Source organism: Bacteroides mediterraneensis (assembly GCF_025993685.1).
GTDB classification, from domain to species: Bacteria; Bacteroidota; Bacteroidia; order Bacteroidales; family Bacteroidaceae; genus Phocaeicola; species Phocaeicola mediterraneensis_A.
Genome location: NZ_DAJPEN010000001.1, coordinates 342,124 through 361,981 on the forward strand (window position 1 = coordinate 342,124; position 19,858 = coordinate 361,981).

The window sequence follows — 19,858 nt, forward strand, 5'->3', positions numbered from 1 at the left end:
TTTAGGGTATCAGTAAGGACGAATCGCCGTAGCTCAGGAAACGGAAATCGTGAGCCAGCGCATAGTCGTAAATCGGTCGCCAGTTTCCTTTTACAAAGGCTGAAACCAGCAATAGCAACGTGCTCTGCGGCTGGTGGAAGTTGGTCACCATTTTTTTGACGATGTGATATTCGTATCCCGGGGCGATGATAATCTGGGTACTGGTGTGCAGGGCTTCCAGTCCGTGACGGTCCATGTAGTCGAGGATGTGTTGCAGGGCCTCCAGCGTGCTCAGTGCCGGATGGGTTTCGTAGGGTTGCCATTGCTGTACGTGCAGCTCTTCCTGACTGGCGTCGGGATGCTGTGACAGGGTCACCCCGATGTAGTAAAGGCTCTCCAGGGTACGGACGGAAGTGGTGCCCACCGCTACCGCCTCGCCTCCGTGTGCCAGCAGTTTCTCGATGGTGCTTCGGTTCACGGAGATGTATTCCGTATGCATTTCGTGTCCTTCAATTTCTTCACTCTTCACAGGTTTGAACGTGCCGGCTCCCACGTGGAGGGTCACTTCCTCCAGGTCGACTCCTTTTTCTTTCAGGGCGTTCAATACGCGCTCGGTGAAGTGCAGGCCGGCGGTCGGGGCCGCTACGGAACCTTTTATCTTGGAATAGACCGTCTGATAAGTCTCCTTGTCGCTTTCCTGCGTCTCTCTGTTCAAGTAGGGAGGAATGGGCAGTTCGCCGAAGAATTCCAGAATGTCGGCAAAGGTCACTTCGGGGTTGTCCCAGGTGAAATCTATCCAGTGGCTGGTGCCGTGGCAGGCGCCACGGGTGGCTGTCAGGGTAAGGGTTTTGCCTTTGACCGTCATTTCCTTATGCAGCGGGCCTTCCTTCCATTTCTTCAGGTTGCCAATCATGCAGAGCCAGGCCGCATGCTGGGTTTGCTGGAAGTTGAGGGCATAATCGTTGGGCTGGATGGGCTCCAGGCAGAATATCTCAATCAGGGCACCGGTTTCCTTGCGGAAATGCAGACGGGCCTGAATCACTTTCGTATTGTTGAAAATCATGAGAGTGCCGGGTTCCAGGTAATCTGGAAGGGAAGTGAAATGGGTTTCACTGATTTGTCCGTGCCGATAAACCAGCAGCTTGGACTGGTCGCGGACCGGCAGCGGGAATTTTGCGATGCGGTCATCCGGCAGCGGATAATTGTAATCGCTGATTTTTATATGCTTTGTATCTTCCATGTCGTTTATTTTTTTGCAAAAGTACAATAATTAGCAGAATCCTCCTAGCAGAATATTTTTTTCGTGGACTTCCTTTCATGGCTTCTTGAATAATTTCCATATTCCGATGAAAGTCGTTACATTTGTCAGAGTTATAAAATCAGAGAAAGATATGAAAATAGGAGATAAAGTACGTTTCCTGAGCGAAGTGGGCGGCGGGATTGTCCGCGGCTTTCAGGGAAAAGATGTAGCATTGGTAGAAGGGGAAGACGGGTTTGAAATCCCCATGCTGATTAAAGAATGTGTGGTGGTTCAGACAGATGACTATAATATTCCGTTGAAATCGACCAAGAAGCCGTCGGCTCCGGAGGTGGAAGAGGAAGAAGAGGTGGAAGAAGAAAAACCGATTACGTATCGGGCTCCGGAAATCCGGGGGAATGATGTGCTGAACGTGTTCCTGGCCTACGTGCCGCAGGATGTGAAGGCCATCTCCTCTACCGCTTTTGATGCCTATCTGGTGAATGACAGCAATTATTTCGTGGATTACCTGTATCTTTCGGCAGAAGGCAACAGCTGGACGTTGCGCAGCCGGGGTACAGTGAAACCGAACATGAAGCAGCATCTGGAAGAATTTGAAAAGAGTGCCTTGAACGGTATGGAGCGTGTGGCGGTCCAGCTTCTGGCTTATAAGGACGACCGTAGCTTCCTGTTCAAGCCGGCGGTGAGCCAGGAATTGCGCATCGACACGGTGAAATTCTACAAGCTGCATACGTTCCAGCCTTCCGATTTCTTTGAAGAACCGGCATTGATTTATGAGATTGTGAAGGACGATGAGGCGGTAAAGCAGGTCTTCGTATCGGCCGATGACATCAAGAATGCCTTGTTGCAGAAGAGCGTGCAGGACGTACCGGCCAAGGTGCAGAAAAAGCAGCATGTGGTGAAAAACGAGATTGTGGAGGTGGACCTGCACATCCATGAATTGCTGGACGATACCACCGGCATGGGCAATGCGGAAATGCTGAACTATCAGCTGGAGGTGTTCTGCAAGACGCTGGAAGAGTATAAGCAGAAGAAAGGCCAGCGGATTGTGTTTATCCATGGCAAGGGAGACGGCGTGCTGCGCCGGGCCATCCTGGATGAACTGAAGCGGAAGTACAAGACTTACCAATGGCAGGATGCTTCTTTCCGGGAATACGGATTTGGAGCTACTATGGTGACAATACGTTAAGAGATATGGGAACTTTGAAAGAAATGCTGTCGGCCGACCGTTTTGCGGCGGAGGCAGGAGTAGAATTGTTGGAAATCAGTCCGGGATATGCCAAGGCGCGGATGAAAGTGACCGAAAAACATTTGAATGCCGGAGGGGTTTGCCAGGGAGGTGCTTTGTTCACACTGGCTGACTTGGCTTTCGCCGCGGTGGCAAACAGCCGGGGGAGGCTGACCTTGTCGCTGAATGCGAATATCACGTTCTTGCGTGCGGTGAGCAAAGGCTATGTGTATGCGGAGGCTACTGAGACGTATAATCATGCCCGGGTACCTTTCATCGAAGTACACTTGGTGGATGAACAGCAGCAGCTGATTGCCGTACTGACCAGTTCGGGGTACCGGAAAAGTGAGGAGCTGGAGGTAGATGAGCTGGAATAAAGTGGAAAGGAATTGTCGGGAGTATTCCCGCTCCTGAATGATGGAAAAATCCCCCTTGTTTTCAGGAATTTGAAGCGACCCTAAAAAGTGGAATATAAAACTTTTGGGATTACTTCAATTCAGAAGCAAGGGGGATTTTTTTACTCGTTTGTCAGATTTGTGCAAAGGCCTGTGTCAAGTCGGCAATCAAATCATCGATATGTTCGGTGCCTATTGACAAGCGGATGGTAGCTTGCGTGATTCCTTGTGCGGCCAGTTCTTCGTCATTGAGCTGGGAGTGAGTGGTGCTGGCCGGATGGATGACCAGCGATTTCACATCAGCCACATTGGCCAGCAAGGAGAAAATCTTCAGGTGGTCGATGAAGCGGTGGGCTTCGGCGCGTCCTCCTTGAATCTCGAAGGTAAAGATGGAACCGGCTCCTTTCGGGAAATATTTCTGGTAGAGTGCCGGAGAGGTGTGTGACGGCAACGACGGATGGTTGACTTTCGTCACCTTGGGGTGGTGTTGCAGGAAGTCCACTACCTTCAAGGCATTTTCCACATGGCGTTCCACTCTCAGTGAAAGGGTTTCCAGCCCTTGCAGGAGAAGGAAGGCATTGAACGGACTGAGGGCGGCTCCGGTGTCGCGAAGCAGGATGGCCCGGATGCGGGTCACATAGGCGGCAGCTCCGGCTACATCGGTAAAGCAGAGTCCGTGGTAGCATGGGTCGGGGTCGGTCAGTTGAGGGAATTTTCCGGAAGCCTTCCAGTCGAACTTGCCGGAGTCCACGATGATACCTCCCAGCGAGGTGCCGTGCCCGCCGATGAATTTGGTGGCTGAATGAATCACGATGTCGGCTCCGTGTTCAATGGGGCGCAACAGATAAGGCGTGGCAAAGGTGTTGTCTATCAAAAGGGGAATCTGATGGCGGTGGGCAATTTCCGCAATGCGTTCAATGTCCACCAGCGTACTGTTGGGATTTCCCAGGCTCTCGATAAATAATGCTTTGGTGTTCGGCTGGATGGCCCGCTCGAAGTTCTCCGGGTCTTCCGGGTCTACGAAGGTAGTATGTACGCCCCGGGTAGGGAAAGTATGTGCCAGCAGATTATAGGTGCCTCCATAAATGGTGCAGGAGGATACGATATGGTCACCTTGGCAGGTGATGTTCTCAAACGCATAACTGATGGCGGCAGCTCCTGAGGCGACGGCCAAGGCTGCAACTCCACCTTCCAGTGCGGCCACCCGCTGTTCTAGTACGTCTTGTGTGGGATTGGTCAGACGACCGTAAATGTTTCCGGTCTCTTCCAGACTGAAACGGGCGGCTGCATGGGCAGAATCACGGAACACATACGAAGTGGTCTGATAAATAGGTACGGCCCGTGCGTCAGTAGTGGGGTCGGGAGTTTCTTGTCCTACGTGTAGTTGAAGTGTTTCAAAGTGTAGCTTAGTCTTTTCCATTGCAGTGAGTTTTTAGGGGTTTAAATACAATGCAAAAGTAGTTCTGATGGATATATCCTCCAATATGAACGAAAAATATGGAAAATTTATCTATAAAGTTCTGCTATGAAAGAAAAAACGATTAGTTTTGCACACATAAAACAAACTTTGCTAGAATAATATTCTGATGACGGAAAAATTGGATAAAGTAGATTTGCAGATTCTCCGCACGTTGCAGGAGAATGCCCGGCTGACTACCAAAGAACTGGCGGCTCAGGTCAGTCTGTCATCCACACCCGTATTCGAGCGATTGAAAAGACTGGAACGGGAAGGATACATCAAGAAATACATTGCTGTGCTCGATGCTGACAAGCTGAATCAGGGGTTTGTGGTGTTCTGCAACGTGAAGCTGCGCCGGATGAACAAGGACATTGCCATGGAGTTTACCCGTATCGTGCAGCAGATACCAGAGGTGACGGAGTGTTACAACATTTCCGGCAGCTACGATTACCTGCTGAAAATCCATGCTCCGAACATGAAATACTATCAGGAATTTATTATTAATGTATTGGGTACGGTAGACAGTCTGGGTTCGTTGGAAAGCATGTTTGTGATGGATGAAGTGAAGCACGACTACGGACTTCATATTTAGACCTCTGTACGGTTTACTGCTCTTTTATTCTATAATCGAAGCTCTGAATAGAATATTATTCTGTTTTGACAGGTGTTTTGTGGGTTAAACACTCTCTTTTTTCTAAATATCACCAGAGTGTTGGTGGATAAATCAAATGCTTGTATCTTTGTCGGTATAAATTTACAAATGCACGATGAAAGTAATAGATTTGATAAAGAATAGTAAGGAACCGATATTTTCCTTTGAGATTTTGCCGCCTTTGAAAGGAAACAGCATACAAAAAGTATATCACGTCATCGACAAGTTGCGGGAGTTCGATCCCAAGTACATTAATATCACGGCTCACCACAGTGAGATTGTGTATCTGCCGCAACCCGACGGCAACCTGAAGAAGACCACTGTCCGGAAACGTCCGGGAACGGTCGCCATTGCGGCAGCCATTCAGAACAAGTACGGCATTCAGGCGGTTCCCCATATCATCTGTAAGGGATTTACCAAGGAAGAAACGGAATACGCCTTGCTCGACCTGAACTTTCTGGGCATTACCAATCTGTTGTTGCTGAGAGGTGACTCCAAACCGTTGGACATTGCGGCCAAGGACCTGTATTTGTACAACGAACACGCCACCGACTTGCAGGAGCAGGTGAACCGTTTTAATCAAGGCATCTCACTGGATGGTTCGAAAATTGAAGGCATTGAAACTCCTTTCTCTTATGGCATGGCCTGCTATCCGGAAAAGCATGAAGAAGCGCCCAACATGGAATCGGACCTGTTCTATCTGAAAGAGAAAGTACGCAATGGGGCCGATTACGTGGTGACTCAGATGTTTTTTGACAACGAAAAATACTATGCTTTTGTAGACCGTTGTCGTCAGGAAGGCATTGAGGTGCCTATCATCCCGGGCATTAAGCCGGTAGTCTTCAAGAACCAGTTGAATGTGCTGCCTAAAGTGTTCCGTACCGATATCCCCGAAGCCTTTGCTTCAGAGCTCCGTAAATGTGAGAATGACGAGGAAGTGAAAGCTGTAGGAGTGGAATGGTGCAAGGCACAGTGCAAGGACTTGCTGGCACATGGGGTTCCCGGTCTGCATTTCTACACTTTCATGGCTTCCGACAGTGTATATAAGGTAGCCAAGGAGATTTATTAATCTCTTTGGCCTTTGAGAGCAATCCTTCTTAACCGGATGCGCAGATTGGACAATTCTGCGTCAGTATGCGGGGAAGAGGGATTGTGTGGTTTCAGCACAAGATGATGGTCTTTCCCGTTGAGTGCATCGGGTAGTACCACATCCTGCCGGTAGACTTTCTGTTCTTCTGCCGGGCGCAACAGGTAGGTGGCTTGGTCTTCAAAGCGGTTGTAAGTGCGGAGCACGACTTGGTTCATACCCTTTTTGAGCGGGAGCACGATTTTTTCCATACGGAACTGAGTCCGATACGGGTTCAGGTGTTTGGCAATCAGTTTTCCATTGACATAGACTTCCATTCCGTTCCCCGCTCCGATTTCAGCCAGAATATGTTGTGAACGGGGTGATTCTACTTCTCTCAGAATATAATAGCTGGCGAATTGGGGACAATCCAACGTATCGCTCTCTGCTGCGGGCTTCCAGTTTTTACCGGTGAGAGGAGTTTGTTGCAGGTTGGCAATCAACGTGTCTTTTGAATGGAATATCCCGTTGCCCGGGCCACAGATATAGGTTTTTCCCCATACCGTATTGGAAAGCGAAGTCACTTTCTGTTCCTTTCCTTTATTCAAAGTGACGTGATAGGTTTTTCCATCCAGAATCAGGTCGATTTTCCGTCCGGCTTCCTGTGGTGTGTAAATGAGTTCCAGCTGTTTGAGGAGCAGTTGCTCAAAATCCCAGCTGTAACCGATGACACTGCGGTAGTTGGTATAATAGTCAAAGCAGGAATAGCTGTATTGTGGCGTGGCATTTTGTGCGGTCAGCATCGTGCTTCTGACTGTATTTCCCGGAAGAGGTTCAATCTTTTTGTCGAACGAGAGTGTCAGCACATGGATTTGTTTGTCTTTGTAGGCTGAGGCCGGAATGGTGAGTACCACCTCGTCACCATATTGCAGATAGGTGGCCATTTTCCCGTCTCCTTTCTGCAGGATATAACCCGGCATGGAGAAGGTGATTTTCCCATCCTTGGGATAAGTACCCGATAGGAAGAGATACAGGTGATTGTCTTTACGGGTCACTTCTCCCCAGTCGAACTCTTCCTGAAACGGAGAGGCTTCCGTCTGATATACGGCATAACCGTAATGGGAAAGCCAGTTGCCGACTTGTTCCAGCACTTCTTTCTCAAAGTCGACCACTTCTCCGTTGCCTTTAGGGCCGATGTTGAGCAGGTAGTTTCCTCCTCTGGAAACTACATTAATCAGACTGCGTGTCTTTTCCCGTACTTTGTCTTCCACGTTGCCGCGTGCCTGCCAAGAGCGGTATCCCCATGTTTCGTCGAACATGGAAGCTGCGCTTTGCCAGGGAGCATGGAGTGTCTTTTCCGGATAATCATTGTCGGCCATCACACAGAAATCGTATTGGTCGTTTCCCAGTCGCCCGCTGACCATGCAGTCGGGTTGGTACCGGTGAACCATTTCGTAAAGTTCTTTGCTCTGTGCGGGCGTATTGGAACCCATGTCGAACCACAGTTCCGAAATGGTTCCGTAGTGGGTAAGTAATTCTTTCAGTTGCTGTTTGGAGTAATTGTGGTGACTCTCCGTGATGAAATCTGCATTGTGCGGTGACATGGGCGAAGCATACGGGTAGTGCCAGTCGATGAGTGAAAAGTATAGTCCGAACCGCAGTCCTTGCCGCCGGGCCGCTTCCGACAGTTCTTTGACGAAGTCCCGTTTGCAAGGGGAGACATCGTAGGAGTTGAACGGGGTAGTGGCGGTTTTGAACAGACAGAATCCGTCGTGATGCTTGCTGGTAAAGATAATGGAATGCATGCCGGCTTTCCTGGCCAGCAGGGCGATAGAATCGGCGTTGAATTCCGTAGGATTGAATTCATGGGCTATCTTTTCATATTCTGCTTGTGGTATTTGTGCAAAGGCCCGAATCTGTTCACTGTATCCATCCTGAATCTGTTTCTGGTGCCACACTCCTCCCAGCTGGGAATAGAGTCCGAAGTGAATGAACATGGAATATTTGTCACCGTGCCATTTCTGGAAGGCGGCTGAAGATACCTGACCTTTCGCTCCCAGACCGATTATGCACATTAATAGGAGGATAAATAGCTTTTTCATGGGCTTTTACTTGTATTCTTGAAAGCAAAGATAAGGAGTTCTTTGCTTTTATAGTGCTTTTTTATGTAATTTTGCAGCCGATTTAAAAACCATTAAAAACAAGTTAAATTCAAATGAAAAAATTATTTCTTTTCGTACTTCTTCTGTCTGCCTTCGTGGGAGGAGCCGTGGCGCAGAACATTCAGTTACACTACGACTTGGGACGTGCCTTGTACAAATCACTCGACGAGCGTCCTTGGGTAACCACCACGGTCGAAATGTTCAAGGCCGACAAGTGGGGAAGCACGTATTTCTTTGTCGATATGGATTACACGGATAAAGGAGTGGCTTCTGCTTATTGGGAAATCAGCCGGGAACTGAAATTCTGGAAAGCTCCTTTTTCTGCACACGTGGAATACAACGGTGGTTTGAATTACATTAACAACGCTTTTCTGGGAGGTGCCACTTATTCTTGGAACAACAGTGATTTCTCAAAGACATTTGGTATTCAGGTGTTGTATAAATATATTCAGAAGAATGTAAAGCCCCATAATTTCCAGTTAACGGGTACCTGGACACTGAACTTCTGGCAGGAAAAGTTCACGTTCAGCGGATTTGCCGATTTCTGGCGCGAGAAGCATACCGATGTGAACGGGAAGAATCATAACTTCATATTCATCAGTGAGCCTCAGTTCTGGATAAACCTGAACAAGTTCAAACATGTGAATGACAATCTGAACCTGAGCGTGGGTTCGGAATGGGAACTGAGTCACAACTTTGCTACGCGCGACGGTTTTTATTTCATCCCGACGCTGGCCATGAAGTGGACTTTCTGATGTTGTTGGAATAGACTTAACGCAATTATACAATGAAAATGCTTGAAAAATTATTTGGTTTTAATCCTCGTGAGACCCGTGTGCGTACGGAAATCCTGGCCGGTATCACCACCTTTCTGACCATGGCCTATATTTTGGCCGTCAACCCGAATATTCTGGCGGCTACGGGGATGGATAAAGGAGCGCTGTTTACTACCACAGTCATCGCTTCTGCCTTTGCCACCTTATTGATGGCAGTGTATGCGAAACTTCCTTTCGGACTGGCCCCGGGTATGGGCTTGAATGCGTTTTTTGCCTATACGGTGTGTCTGACGCTCGGATATACTTGGCAGTTTGCCCTGACAGCTGTCCTTTTGGAAGGAATTATCTTTATTCTGTTGACGGTGACCAATCTGCGTGAAAAGATTGTGGATGCGCTTCCGCTGACGCTTCGGAATGCCATCGGAGCCGGTATCGGTCTGTTTATCGCTTTCATCGGTCTGCAGAATGCCGGTATCATTGTGAATAACGATGCGACCTTGATTTCGTTGGGGGATATTACTTCCGGCTCTGCTTTGCTGGGAATCATCGGTCTGCTGGTAACTTCCATCTTGCTGGTGAAGAAGGTGCGTGGCGCCCTGCTGATTGGTATTTTGCTGACTACTGTCATCGGCATTCCGATGGGGCTGACCCATTTGGACGGCGTGTTCAGTACGCCTCCTTCTATTGCACCGATTTTCTGCCAGTTCCAGTGGGAGCATATCTTCACCAAGGAAATGGTTATCGTAGTCTTTACCTTTCTGTTTGTGGACATGTTTGATACCATTGGTACGCTGGTCGGAGTGACTACCAAGGCGGGGATGGTGACGAAAGACGGAAAGATTCCGCATTTGAAACAGGCTTTTCTGGTGGATGCGGTTGGTACAACTGCCGGTGCCGTATTGGGAACCAGTACCATTACCACTTTTGTAGAAAGTGCTTCCGGAGTGGGAGAAGGGGGACGCAGCGGTCTGACAGCTTTCGTGACTGCCGTTTGTTTCCTGTTGTCCTTGTTCTTGGCTCCTTTCTTCCTGGCCGTTCCGGGAGCTGCCACCGCTCCGGTACTGATTCTGGTAGGACTGATGATGATGTCTTCCGTCAAGAAAGTGGACTTCCTGGATTATTCCGAAGCGATTCCGGCTTTCATCTGTATCATTTTCATGCCGTTGGCTTATAGTATCTCCGACGGTATTGTGTTGGGAATGATCAGTTATGTGCTGATTAACTTATTGTGCGGGCATACCAAGAAACTGACACCGGCTATGTACATCTTGTCGGTTATCTTTGTCTTTAAGTTTTTCTTGTAGTTTGAGTCCGTTTCGAGTATACGGCGGAAATACCGGTGTAATGGGAATCGGTATTTCCGCTTTTTTTATGCATAAAATGTGGTCAAATGTTTCCGATTAATGGGATTTTTTTACCTTTGTTGAATGTGAAATTGTTTTTATGTTCAAACTTTTAAAATCTAAGACATGAATGATTCTTTTTTAGAAACACGACAAGTCACCAAACGTTATGCCAACCATACGGCACTGGATGGAGTGAGCATTCAGGTGCCTAAGGGGCAGGTCTTTGGTCTACTGGGACCCAATGGGGCTGGAAAGACCACTTTGATTCGTATCATTAACCGTATTACGGCTCCCGATGCGGGAGAAGTCTGGTTCGACGGCCGCCTTTCCCAACCACAGGATATCTATTCCATCGGCTATCTTCCGGAAGAACGCGGACTTTACAAAAAAATGAAGGTGGGCGAGCAGGCTGTTTATCTGGCCCAACTGAAAGGCTTGAGCCGTCAGGAGGCAAAGAAGCGCCTGACCGACTGGTTCGAGCGGTTTGACATTATGCCTTGGTGGAACAAGAAGCTGGAAGAACTGTCCAAAGGTATGCAGCAGAAAGTGCAGTTTGTCATTACGGTACTCCACCGTCCTCCTTTGTTGATTTTCGATGAGCCGTTTTCCGGTTTCGACCCGGTAAATGCGGAACTGCTGAAACGCGAAATTCTGAAGCTGAAAGAAGAAGGGCATACCATTATCTTCTCTACGCACAACATGGCGTCCGTAGAAGAGATTTGTGACCATATTGCTTTGATCAATCATTCCAAGGTGGTGTTGCAGGGAGCGGTGAAGGATATTCGTTCCCAGTATAAGAGCAATCTGTATGAATTGACCGTGCAGTCGGCCCAGCCATTGCCGGAATCGGATGCCTTCGAAGTGGTCGGTCGTCAAGTGCTCGATGCGCAGACGGTCAGCTATAAATTGCGTAAGCTGACTTCCATTTCCAATTCGGAAATGCTGTCACAGATTGGGGCCCAGGCCGAAATCACCCAGTTCTCGGAATGTATTCCTTCCATGAATGATATCTTCATCCGTACAGTAGAAGGAAAAGTCTAACTAAAATCTGCTTTTGCTATGAACAAGACTTGGATTATAATTCAGCGTGAATTTATAAATCGGGTAAGCAAGAAATCGTTTATTCTGCTTACCATTCTGATGCCGTTTGTGTTTGCGGCACTTATTTTTGTTCCCTTGTGGTTGTCTACCGTCAAGGGAGGCGACCAGAAACAGGTGGCCGTCATTGATGAAACGATGAAATATCTGCCTCAGTTCAAGGACGATGAATCGTATCATTTCGTCGGAGTTCCTCAGATGGAGGCTTCTTTCCGGACAGATTCCAGTACGTTTGACGCCGTGGTGGAAATCAAGGCCGATTTGGCCGTCCATCCGGAAGCTGTGGCCATTTATTCACGGAAGGAAGTGCCGAACAGCCTTTCGCGGTTGGTGAGCGAGACACTCGATGAACAGGTACGTCAGGACAAACTGCTTCGTTATGACATACCCCAGTTGCCTTCCATTATGCAGGATATGAACCGTAAGCTGAATATCCGTACGGTGAAATGGAGTGACGACGGTACGGAAAGCGAGTCGAATGCAGGAGCCGCCATGGCAGCCGGCATGGTATTGACGTTTCTGATTTACATGTTCGTGATGTCTTACGGAGGTATGGTGATGCAAAGTGTGATGGAGGAGAAGACCAACCGCATTGTGGAAGTCATTGTGTCTTCTGTCCGTCCTTTCCAGCTGATGATTGGAAAGATTGTGGGTATCGGACTGGTAGGCGTGGCCCAGCTGGCTATTTGGATTCTGCTGATTGTGGTGTTGTTGGGTATTGCGGGTAGTCTATCCGGCAGCTCTCCGGAACTGATGGGAGAGGCTTCTGGTGTGTTGGCTCTGCTCCATGGGTTGAATTTGGCCAAGATGGGAGGATTCTTTGTCTTGAACTTTATCGGAGGTTATCTGGTGTATGCCTCTATCTTTGCAGCCATCGGGGCCGCCATCAACGGGCAGGAAGATTCCCAGCAATTTATGACTCCGATTGTTCTGTTGCTGATTTTTGCTCTTTATGCGGGTATCTACAGCTCCGACAATCCTGACGGACCGCTGGCTATCTGGTGTTCCATGATTCCGTTTACTTCTCCCATTGTCATGATGGTACGTTTGCCTTTCGATGTACCGGTATGGGAAACCGTACTGTCGGTGGTGATTCTGTATGCCGCCGCTTTCGGCATGATTTGGATAGCGGGAAAGATTTACCGGGTAGGTATTCTGATGTATGGCAAGAAACCTTCTTTCAAGGAAATGATTCGCTGGATTACGTACAAATGACTTTCCAGTACTTCCAGGGCAGTACCGTAGTACTTTCAAGGAAGTACTGCAGTACTTTCAGTAAAGTACTCTAGTACAGCCTGGGAAGTACTGATATTGCCTAAAAGGCTGGTAAAGAGTTTCTTTTACATCAAGCTGAAAAAATGATGGAGGACGTATAAAAAAGCAGAGGCATCTCAAAATCTGAGACGCCTCTGCTTTTTTATAGAAATCCTTCTTTTATTCCTCTTCCGCTTCCAGCAGCAGTTCCATTACCTGACAAGCCGATTTGGCTACGGAAGTACCCGGGCCAAAGATGGCCATTACGCCGGCTTTATACAGGAAGTCATAATCCTGTGCCGGGATGACACCTCCGGCAAAGACCAGGATATCTTCACGTCCCAGACGCTTCAATTCGGCAATGATTTGCGGAATCAAGGTTTTGTGTCCGGCAGCCAGTGACGAAACGCCCACTGCATGCACGTCGTTTTCCACGGCTTCGCGGGCTGCTTCTTCCGGAGTCTGGAACAACGGTCCCATATCCACATCGAAACCGCAGTCGGCAAATCCGGTAGCCACAACTTTTGCACCACGGTCGTGTCCGTCCTGTCCCATCTTGGCAATCATGACACGCGGACGGCGGCCTTCTTTCTTCGCAAATTCTTCGGTCAGTTCGCAAGCCCGTGCGAAATCTGCATCCTTTTTACTTTCTGATGAATACACGCCTGATATTGTTCTGATAATTGCTTTATAACGTCCTACTACTTTTTCGCAGGCATCGGATATTTCTCCCAGTGTGGCACGTACGCGGGCGGCTTCTACGGCCAGTTCCAGCAGGTTGCCCTTTCCGGTGCGTACACATTCGGTGAGGGCCTCCAGTGCCTTGTCCACCTCGGCCTGGTTACGGCCTTCTTTCAGACGGCGCAGGTTCTCAATCTGCTCCTGACGTACGGCTGTGTTGTCCACCTCTAGAATATCAATCGGGTCTTCCTTTTCCAGACGGTACTTGTTGGTTCCCACGATGGTTTGCTCTCCGGAGTCGATACGGGCCTGTGTGCGGGCAGCCGCTTCTTCGATACGCATCTTCGGAATACCTGTTTCGATGGCTTTGGCCATACCACCCAGTTTCTCGATTTCCTGAATATGCTCCCATGCCTTGTGAGCCAGTTCGTTGGTCAGGGCCTCCACGTAGTAAGAACCTCCCCACGGGTCTACGTTCTTGCAAATCTGTGTTTCTTCCTGAATGTAAATCTGCGTGTTTCGGGCGATACGGGCCGAGAAGTCCGTCGGCAAGGCGATGGCTTCATCCAGTGCGTTGGTATGCAGTGACTGCGTGTGTCCCAGTGCGGCAGCCATGGCCTCGATACAAGTACGTCCCACGTTGTTGAACGGATCCTGTTCGGTCAGTGACCATCCGGAAGTCTGTGAGTGTGTACGCAGAGCCAGTGATTTCGGGTTCTTCGGATGGAACTGTTTTACAATCTTCGCCCACAGCATACGGGCGGCACGCATCTTGGCAATTTCCATGAAGTGGTTCATGCCGATGGCCCAGAAGAACGACAGACGGGGAGCGAAGGCATCGATGTCAATGCCGGCAGCCACTCCCGCACGCAGGTATTCCAATCCGTCGGCCAGGGTATAAGCCAGTTCGATGTCGGCAGTGGCACCTGCTTCCTGCATGTGGTATCCTGAGATAGAGATGGAGTTGAATTTCGGCATCTTCTGGGAAGTGTATTCAAAGATGTCGGAAATAATCTTCATGGAGAAGGCAGGCGGATAAATATAGGTGTTGCGCACCATGAATTCCTTCAGAATATCGTTCTGGATGGTTCCGGCCATTTCTTCCAGTTTGGCCCCCTGTTCCAGTCCCGCATTGATGTAGAACGCCATGATGGGAAGTACCGCCCCGTTCATGGTCATGGATACAGACATCTTGTTCAACGGAATACCATCGAAAAGCACCTTCATGTTTTCCAGCGAGCAGATAGATACACCCGCCTTACCCACATCGCCCACTACACGCGGATGATCCGGGTCATAACCACGGTGAGTCGGAAGGTCGAAGGCCACAGACAGACCTTTCTGTCCGGAAGCCAGGTTACGACGATAAAAGGCGTTGGATTCTTCTGCGGTAGAGAATCCGGCATACTGACGGATGGTCCACGGACGGAAGGTGTACATCATGGAGTACGGGCCACGAAGATAAGGAGGAATACCCGCCGCATAGTTCAGGTGTTCCATGCCCTCCAGGTCTTCCTTGGTGTATACAGGCTTCACCTGAATCTGTTCAGGTGTTTTCCAGTTGGCGGTGATGCCATTCTCTTTCTGCCATTCCATGCCGTTCTGCGGATGGAAACCGGCAAATATATCGATTTGTGTAAAATTCTGTCTCATAGTGTGCAATTCAAGATAAGAGTTTGCGGTTGTATTCGCGTAAAGTTTCCAGCACGTTGCAGCGTACATGGATGAAGTTCTCAATGCCGGCAGCTTTCAGTTCTTCCATGCAGGCCGGGGCACCTGCCACGATAAACATGGCACGTCCGTTGAGGGCCTTGAAGGCCGGAATGGCATATTCGGCATATTCATCGTCACTGGAGCAGAGCACCACGATGTCGGCTTGCGCCTTCATGGCCGCTTCGATACCTTCTTCAATGCTGGCAAATCCCAGGTTGTCGATGACCTGATATCCCGCACAAGCCAGGAAGTTGCAGGAGAACTGGGCACGGGCCTGACGCATGGCCAGGTTGCCGATGGTCAGCATGAATGCCTTCGGACGTTTGCCGGAGTTCTCAGTCTCCAGGCGGAGAGCCTCAAATTCGCTGGCCGCACGTGCCGTCTGCAATTTAACCAAAGCCGTTTCCTCTTCTTCATGACCGCCACATCCGCATTTCGTACATCCGTCCAGCGGGCGTTTGTCGCCGGCCAGTTCGTTGAAGTTAGGATACTGGTTGGTTCCTAGCAGAATTTCTTTCCGTTTGGAGACTGCTTCATGACGAGCTTTGTTGCTCTGGTTCACGGCCTCCTGTACGCTGCCCGCTTTGACCGCTTGCAGCATGCCTCCCGCTTCTTCCACAGCCAGGAAAAGTTTCCAAGCCTCTTTCGCGATGGAGACAGTCAGGTTTTCAATATAATAAGAACCGGCAGCCGGGTCGACGATGCGGTTCAGATGAGATTCTTCTTTCAACAGCAGTTGCTGGTTGCGGGCGATACGTTCAGAGAAATCGTTCGGCGTTTCGTAAGTCTTGTCAAACGGCGAAACGGTGATGGAATTCACACCGGCGATGGCCGCACTCATGGCTTCCGTCTGTGTGCGGAGCAGGTTGACATGTGCATCAAACAGAGTGAGGTTGAAGTTGGAAGTTTCAGCGTGTGCCACCATCTTGCAGGCACAGTAGCAAGTACCGTCGGCCCCTGTATTTTTGCAGTCCGTGCGCGGACATTTCGGCTGATATTGTTTTACGATGTCGGCCCACAGCATACGTGCCGCACGGAATTTGGCAATTTCCATGAAATAGTTGGAACTGATACCGAAATTGAATTTGATTTTCTTGGCAGCCAGTGCGGCGGGCACGCCGGCTTCCACCAGCTGGTTGAGGTATTCATTTCCCCAAGCCAGTGCATATCCCAGTTCCTGGTAAATGTAGGCTCCGGCATTGTTCAGCTGTACCGAGTTGACGGCGATGCAACGGAAATGCGGATATCCGGCCAGTGTTTCCACCAGTTCTTTGCCGGTGGCGATGACGGCGCTCACATCTTTTCCTTTCTGCATCATTTTGCTGATGGGGTCGAAGTTCAGCGAACCTTTCAGTTTTTCAGGCGCGTAGCCTTTTTTCTGGAAGTAAGCTACCAGCAGCTGCGCCAGTTGCAGGGTATGGCGTTGGCAGGTAGAGAAGTTCAGTTCGATGCATTCGCAGCAGATATCTTTCAGCAGGGTGTCGAGGTATTCGGCATTGAGTTCTTTGGCTTTGATTTGGAATCCGAGTGAATCGACTCCTTTGTTTAAGATGTCAAGGGCTTTCGCGTTGGCTTCGGCTGCATCTTCCACCGTAATATCCTGACGGATGAACCAAGTGTTGTCGTCTTTCTTTATACCTCTTATATAAGGGTACTGTCCGGGAAGTCCTTCCGTGGTTTTCAGGCCTTCCAAATCTTCTTGACGGTAGAACGGTTTCACTTTGAAACCCTCGTTGGTTTTCCACACCAACTTTTTCTCAAAATCGGCTCCTTTCAAATCGACCATAATTTTGTCCATCCATTCTTGGGTAGACACAGGCGGAAAATCTGAAAAGAGTTTTTCTTTACTATCTGCCATAGTGAATTAGTGTTTTTGTTGATATTCAGATTTAAAATTATTTGTGTAGGTTGGTTACCTGCATGGGCAAATATACAAATTTTCCGGTTTTTTATTCTACATTTGTCCTTTTTTTACAGCCATAGAAAGCTAAAAACATGAAACTGGTATTATATATTCAGTGAGGTAAAGTGTATGCTGTAAACCCATCGGGAGGGCTTGTGGTGAAAAAAGAAAGAAAAGTTTGTCCTATTCTTTTTAATTGGTTACATTTGCCTCCCGAATAAAATAATTTAATATCTATGAATTGGCTACAAGATTTATTGACGAATCCCAACTCAATAGCGCATATCGTAGCACTTTATGCTTTTGTGATTGCGGCGGGGGTATTGTTGGGAAAAATTAAATTCTTCGGCATTTCGCTGGGAGTTACATTCGTCTTGTTTGTCGGAATCTTGGCAGGACACTTCGGCTTTACCGGAAATCCGGCTATTCTTTCTTTCGTACAAGACTTCGGACTGATTCTCTTTGTCTTCTGTATCGGACTTCAGGTCGGTCCTTCCTTTTTTTCTTCGTTCAAGCGAGGGGGTATCACGCTCAACCTGCTGGCGGTGGGAATTGTGTTCCTGAATATTGCAGTAGCACTGATTCTGTATTTTGCCTTGCAGGGCAGGATAGATATTCCGATGATGGTAGGTATCCTTTGTGGGGCGGTGACCAACACTCCGGGACTTGGTGCGGCTAACGAGGCGTTGCAGCAGCTGCATTATCAGGGTCCTGAAATTGCCATGGGATATGCCTGTGCTTATCCGCTGGGAGTGATGGGTATCATTCTTTCCATGATTATCATCCGTTATATCTGCCGGGTAGATGTGAAGCAGGACAGCGATGAAATTCAGAAAGAGGAGGAGGCAAATCCTCACATGAAGCCTTACACCATCTCCTTGAAGGTGCAGAACGAGGCTTTGAGCGGCAAGACGTTGTCGCAGGTACAGAACTTCCTGGCACGCGATTTTGTATGTACGCGCATTATTCAGGACGGACACATGATTACGCCGAATGCCAATACGGTGCTTCGTTTGGGCGACCGTATGTTCGTGGTGTGTGCTGAAGATGATTCCGAGGCTATTATGGCTTTCATCGGTCCGAAGATTGAACAGGACTGGGATGTGACGAACCAGCAGGACAAACCGATGGTTTCCCGTCGTATTTTGGTGACACAGCCGAACATCAACGGAAAAACCTTGGGAGAACTTCACTTCAGCAGTATGTATGGAGTGAATGTGACACGTGTCAACCGTTCGGGTATGGACTTGTTTGCGGCCCGTCAGCTGCGTCTGCAGGTGGGCGACCGTGTGATGGTGGTCGGCCCGCAGGATGCCATCGAGCGGGTGGCTAACTTGCTGGGTAACCAGTTGCGCCGTCTGGACCATCCGAACATTGTGACCATCTTTGTGGGTATCCTCTGTGGTATTCTGTTCGGTAGTCTGCCGATTGCCATTCCGGGCATGCCGACTCCGGTAAAACTCGGTCTGGCCGGTGGCCCGCTGATTATTTCCATCCTGATTGGCCGTTTTGGGCACAAGGTGAAACTGGTCACCTATACGACGATGAGTGCCAACCTGATGTTGCGTGAGGTGGGATTGGTGCTCTTCCTGGCCAGTGTGGGAATAAAGGCCGGTGAGAACTTCGTGCAGATGGTAGTGGAAGGCGATGGCGTGCTTTACGTAGGAGTTGGTTTCCTGATAACGTTCATTCCATTGATTATTACAGGTATTATAGCCCGCTGGCATCATCGGGTGAATTACTTCACGCTAATGGGTCTGATTGCCGGTAGCAACACCGACCCTCCTGCCTTGGCATACGCCAACCAGATAGCAGGTAACGATGCACCGGCTGTAGGCTATTCTACGGTATATCCGTTGACTATGTTCTTGCGTATTCTGACCGCACAGTTGCTTGTCTTGCTGATGGCGGGATAAGTTTCGTGCAGGTGAAATAAGAGGAGCGTCCTGAATCTGAAAAGGTTCAGGGCGCTTTTTTTGTAAACTCCAGTACATAAAGAGTCATTCCACGTTTCATTTTCTATGTTTCCCTATCGGAAAACGTACGTTTCCCGAGGCGGAGCCGTATGTTTCGCATAAGGGAAACATACGTTTCTGGATTGGGAAACCTAAAAGAAGGGAAAGAATTTGGGAAATCTTGTGGAAATATTTTTATGTTATTCAAGATTTTCTTGATATCTTGCAGAGAATATGGGATTAAATCTTTCTGCGGATAGGATGAGGAAACAGAAACTGTACGGATTCCTGGTTTTTGGAATCGTTTGGGCGTGTGTCGGATGGCTGCTGCCGGTACGTACGTACGCGGTGTCACATGGAGAGTTCGCCGCATGGACGGGCGTACGGGTAGACTGGCAGATGAACAGGTATTGGAAGTTCAGAGGTACCTTTCAGGCAAGAACCCAGAAGGGATTGAAAGAGATGGAACGGGAGCGGCTGAATGTGGGGGTGAACTGTCGGGTGCTTCCGTTGATGCAGCTTAAAGGCTATTACGAGTTGCAGTATCGTGACCGCGGAAAGGCGGGATGGAAAACCGGCCATCGCTATCAGGCAGGTTTTGTGGTGTCCGGCCCTGTGGGAGACTTCAAGCTTGGCTGGAGGGAACTTTTCCAGCATACGTTTATCGGAGGAGGAAAGGAGGCACAGCTTCGTTCGCGGTTGCAGGCTGTATATGAACCGACAGGCTGGCTTCTGCATCCTTATTTCTCGGTAGAGTCGTTTCAGCCGGTGGGGGGAGGAGCTTTCTTTTCGCTGCCGCGTGTCCGTTATCGCCCGGGAGTGCGTTGGGGGCTGTCACGGAAAACGGCCTTGGATGTGTATTACTGCCGGCAGTACGATGTGAAGCGATGTCTGAATGTGATGGGAATCAATCTGGAAATAAAATTATAAAAG

The 19,858-nt window shown here is 49.1% G+C and carries 15 protein-coding genes; 10 read left to right on the top strand and 5 right to left on the bottom strand.

The genetic code is table 11. The features are described from left to right. Position 1: 1 nt before the first annotated feature. Positions 2-1,219: an S-adenosylmethionine:tRNA ribosyltransferase-isomerase gene (locus tag OIM59_RS01295; protein ID WP_299170142.1), complete on the bottom strand. Its 1,218-nt coding sequence runs from the start codon at positions 1,217-1,219 to the stop codon at positions 2-4. Positions 1,220-1,370: 151 nt separating this feature from the next. Between OIM59_RS01295 and OIM59_RS01300 the strand changes: the two genes are divergently transcribed. Together OIM59_RS01300 and OIM59_RS01305 are read left to right on the top strand one after the other, a co-directional pair. Beyond that, positions 1,371-2,426, top strand: coding sequence for a DUF2027 domain-containing protein (locus OIM59_RS01300; protein ID WP_303894415.1), 1,056 nt, complete (start codon positions 1,371-1,373; stop codon positions 2,424-2,426). 5 nt (positions 2,427-2,431) lie between these two features. Beyond that, positions 2,432-2,842 (top strand): PaaI family thioesterase, encoded by a 411-nt coding sequence (locus OIM59_RS01305; protein WP_072541770.1) that lies wholly within the window; start codon positions 2,432-2,434, stop codon positions 2,840-2,842. 151 nt (positions 2,843-2,993) lie between these two features. Here the strand turns inward: OIM59_RS01305 and OIM59_RS01310 are convergent, their stop codons facing one another. Continuing rightward, complete coding sequence (locus tag OIM59_RS01310; protein ID WP_303894420.1) at positions 2,994-4,280, bottom strand: O-acetylhomoserine aminocarboxypropyltransferase/cysteine synthase family protein; 1,287 nt, start codon at positions 4,278-4,280, stop codon at positions 2,994-2,996. Between the two features lie 160 nt (positions 4,281-4,440). Here OIM59_RS01310 and OIM59_RS01315 point away from each other — a divergent pair, with 160 nt between their 5' ends. Both OIM59_RS01315 and metF read left to right on the top strand, forming a co-directional pair. Next, positions 4,441-4,911, top strand: coding sequence for an Lrp/AsnC family transcriptional regulator (locus tag OIM59_RS01315; RefSeq protein WP_139255700.1), 471 nt, complete (start codon positions 4,441-4,443; stop codon positions 4,909-4,911). A 175-nt stretch (positions 4,912-5,086) separates the two neighbouring features. After that, positions 5,087-6,040, top strand: a complete 954-nt coding sequence (metF, locus tag OIM59_RS01320; RefSeq protein ID WP_022354010.1) for a methylenetetrahydrofolate reductase [NAD(P)H] — start codon at positions 5,087-5,089, stop codon at positions 6,038-6,040. On the opposite strand, the gene OIM59_RS01325 is transcribed toward metF, so the two are convergent. After that, positions 6,037-8,139 (bottom strand): alpha-L-fucosidase, encoded by a 2,103-nt coding sequence (locus OIM59_RS01325; RefSeq protein ID WP_299170140.1) that lies wholly within the window; start codon positions 8,137-8,139, stop codon positions 6,037-6,039. The two genes, metF and OIM59_RS01325, sit on opposite strands and share 4 nt — an antisense overlap. 113 nt (positions 8,140-8,252) lie before the next feature. On the opposite strand from OIM59_RS01325, the gene OIM59_RS01330 reads away from it, so the two are divergent. From OIM59_RS01330 to OIM59_RS01345, 4 genes are all read left to right on the top strand, one after another. Then, the gene (locus OIM59_RS01330) at positions 8,253-8,954 is read left to right on the top strand and encodes a DUF5020 family protein (RefSeq protein ID WP_072541774.1); all 702 of its coding nucleotides are present in this window, start codon (positions 8,253-8,255) and stop codon (positions 8,952-8,954) included. A 38-nt stretch (positions 8,955-8,992) separates the two neighbouring features. After that, positions 8,993-10,279: an NCS2 family permease gene (locus tag OIM59_RS01335; RefSeq protein WP_299170280.1), complete on the top strand. Its 1,287-nt coding sequence runs from the start codon at positions 8,993-8,995 to the stop codon at positions 10,277-10,279. A 165-nt stretch (positions 10,280-10,444) separates the two neighbouring features. Continuing rightward, on the top strand, positions 10,445-11,362 hold the full coding sequence (locus OIM59_RS01340; RefSeq protein WP_148330187.1) for an ABC transporter ATP-binding protein: 918 nt from the start codon (positions 10,445-10,447) through the stop codon (positions 11,360-11,362). 18 nt (positions 11,363-11,380) lie between these two features. Then, a complete protein-coding gene (locus tag OIM59_RS01345) occupies positions 11,381-12,634 on the top strand; it encodes an ABC transporter permease (RefSeq protein ID WP_299170138.1) in 1,254 nt (417 codons plus the stop codon). Positions 12,635-12,853: 219 nt separating this feature from the next. On the opposite strand, the gene scpA is transcribed toward OIM59_RS01345, so the two are convergent. Next, positions 12,854-15,007: a methylmalonyl-CoA mutase gene (gene scpA / locus OIM59_RS01350; RefSeq protein ID WP_072541777.1), complete on the bottom strand. Its 2,154-nt coding sequence runs from the start codon at positions 15,005-15,007 to the stop codon at positions 12,854-12,856. A gap of 10 nt (positions 15,008-15,017) precedes the next feature. Continuing rightward, positions 15,018-16,925 (bottom strand): methylmalonyl-CoA mutase small subunit, encoded by a 1,908-nt coding sequence (gene mutA / locus OIM59_RS01355; RefSeq protein WP_303894433.1) that lies wholly within the window; start codon positions 16,923-16,925, stop codon positions 15,018-15,020. A 281-nt stretch (positions 16,926-17,206) separates the two neighbouring features. On the opposite strand from mutA, the gene OIM59_RS01360 reads away from it, so the two are divergent. Together OIM59_RS01360 and OIM59_RS01365 are read left to right on the top strand one after the other, a co-directional pair. Further along, positions 17,207-18,886, top strand: a complete 1,680-nt coding sequence (locus tag OIM59_RS01360) for a putative transporter (RefSeq protein ID WP_299170136.1) — start codon at positions 17,207-17,209, stop codon at positions 18,884-18,886. Between the two features lie 300 nt (positions 18,887-19,186). Continuing rightward, positions 19,187-19,855, top strand: coding sequence for a DUF2490 domain-containing protein (locus tag OIM59_RS01365; protein WP_299170135.1), 669 nt, complete (start codon positions 19,187-19,189; stop codon positions 19,853-19,855). Positions 19,856-19,858 lie beyond the last annotated feature (3 nt).

Bases quoted from the DNA above. Each gene is read 5' to 3' on its own strand.
- OIM59_RS01295 (WP_299170142.1), bottom strand. From the start codon at position 1,219: ATGGAAGATACAAAGCATATAAAAATCAGCGATTACAATTATCCGCTG.
- OIM59_RS01300 (WP_303894415.1), top strand. From the start codon at position 1,371: ATGAAAATAGGAGATAAAGTACGTTTCCTGAGCGAAGTGGGCGGCGGG.
- OIM59_RS01305 (WP_072541770.1), top strand. From the start codon at position 2,432: ATGGGAACTTTGAAAGAAATGCTGTCGGCCGACCGTTTTGCGGCGGAG.
- OIM59_RS01310 (WP_303894420.1), bottom strand. From the start codon at position 4,280: ATGGAAAAGACTAAGCTACACTTTGAAACACTTCAACTACACGTAGGA.
- metF (WP_022354010.1), top strand. From the start codon at position 5,087: ATGAAAGTAATAGATTTGATAAAGAATAGTAAGGAACCGATATTTTCC.
- OIM59_RS01325 (WP_299170140.1), bottom strand. From the start codon at position 8,139: ATGAAAAAGCTATTTATCCTCCTATTAATGTGCATAATCGGTCTGGGA.
- OIM59_RS01330 (WP_072541774.1), top strand. From the start codon at position 8,253: ATGAAAAAATTATTTCTTTTCGTACTTCTTCTGTCTGCCTTCGTGGGA.
- OIM59_RS01335 (WP_299170280.1), top strand. From the start codon at position 8,993: ATGCTTGAAAAATTATTTGGTTTTAATCCTCGTGAGACCCGTGTGCGT.
- OIM59_RS01340 (WP_148330187.1), top strand. From the start codon at position 10,445: ATGAATGATTCTTTTTTAGAAACACGACAAGTCACCAAACGTTATGCC.
- OIM59_RS01345 (WP_299170138.1), top strand. From the start codon at position 11,381: ATGAACAAGACTTGGATTATAATTCAGCGTGAATTTATAAATCGGGTA.
- scpA (WP_072541777.1), bottom strand. From the start codon at position 15,007: ATGAGACAGAATTTTACACAAATCGATATATTTGCCGGTTTCCATCCG.
- mutA (WP_303894433.1), bottom strand. From the start codon at position 16,925: ATGGCAGATAGTAAAGAAAAACTCTTTTCAGATTTTCCGCCTGTGTCT.
- OIM59_RS01360 (WP_299170136.1), top strand. From the start codon at position 17,207: ATGAATTGGCTACAAGATTTATTGACGAATCCCAACTCAATAGCGCAT.
- OIM59_RS01365 (WP_299170135.1), top strand. From the start codon at position 19,187: ATGAGGAAACAGAAACTGTACGGATTCCTGGTTTTTGGAATCGTTTGG.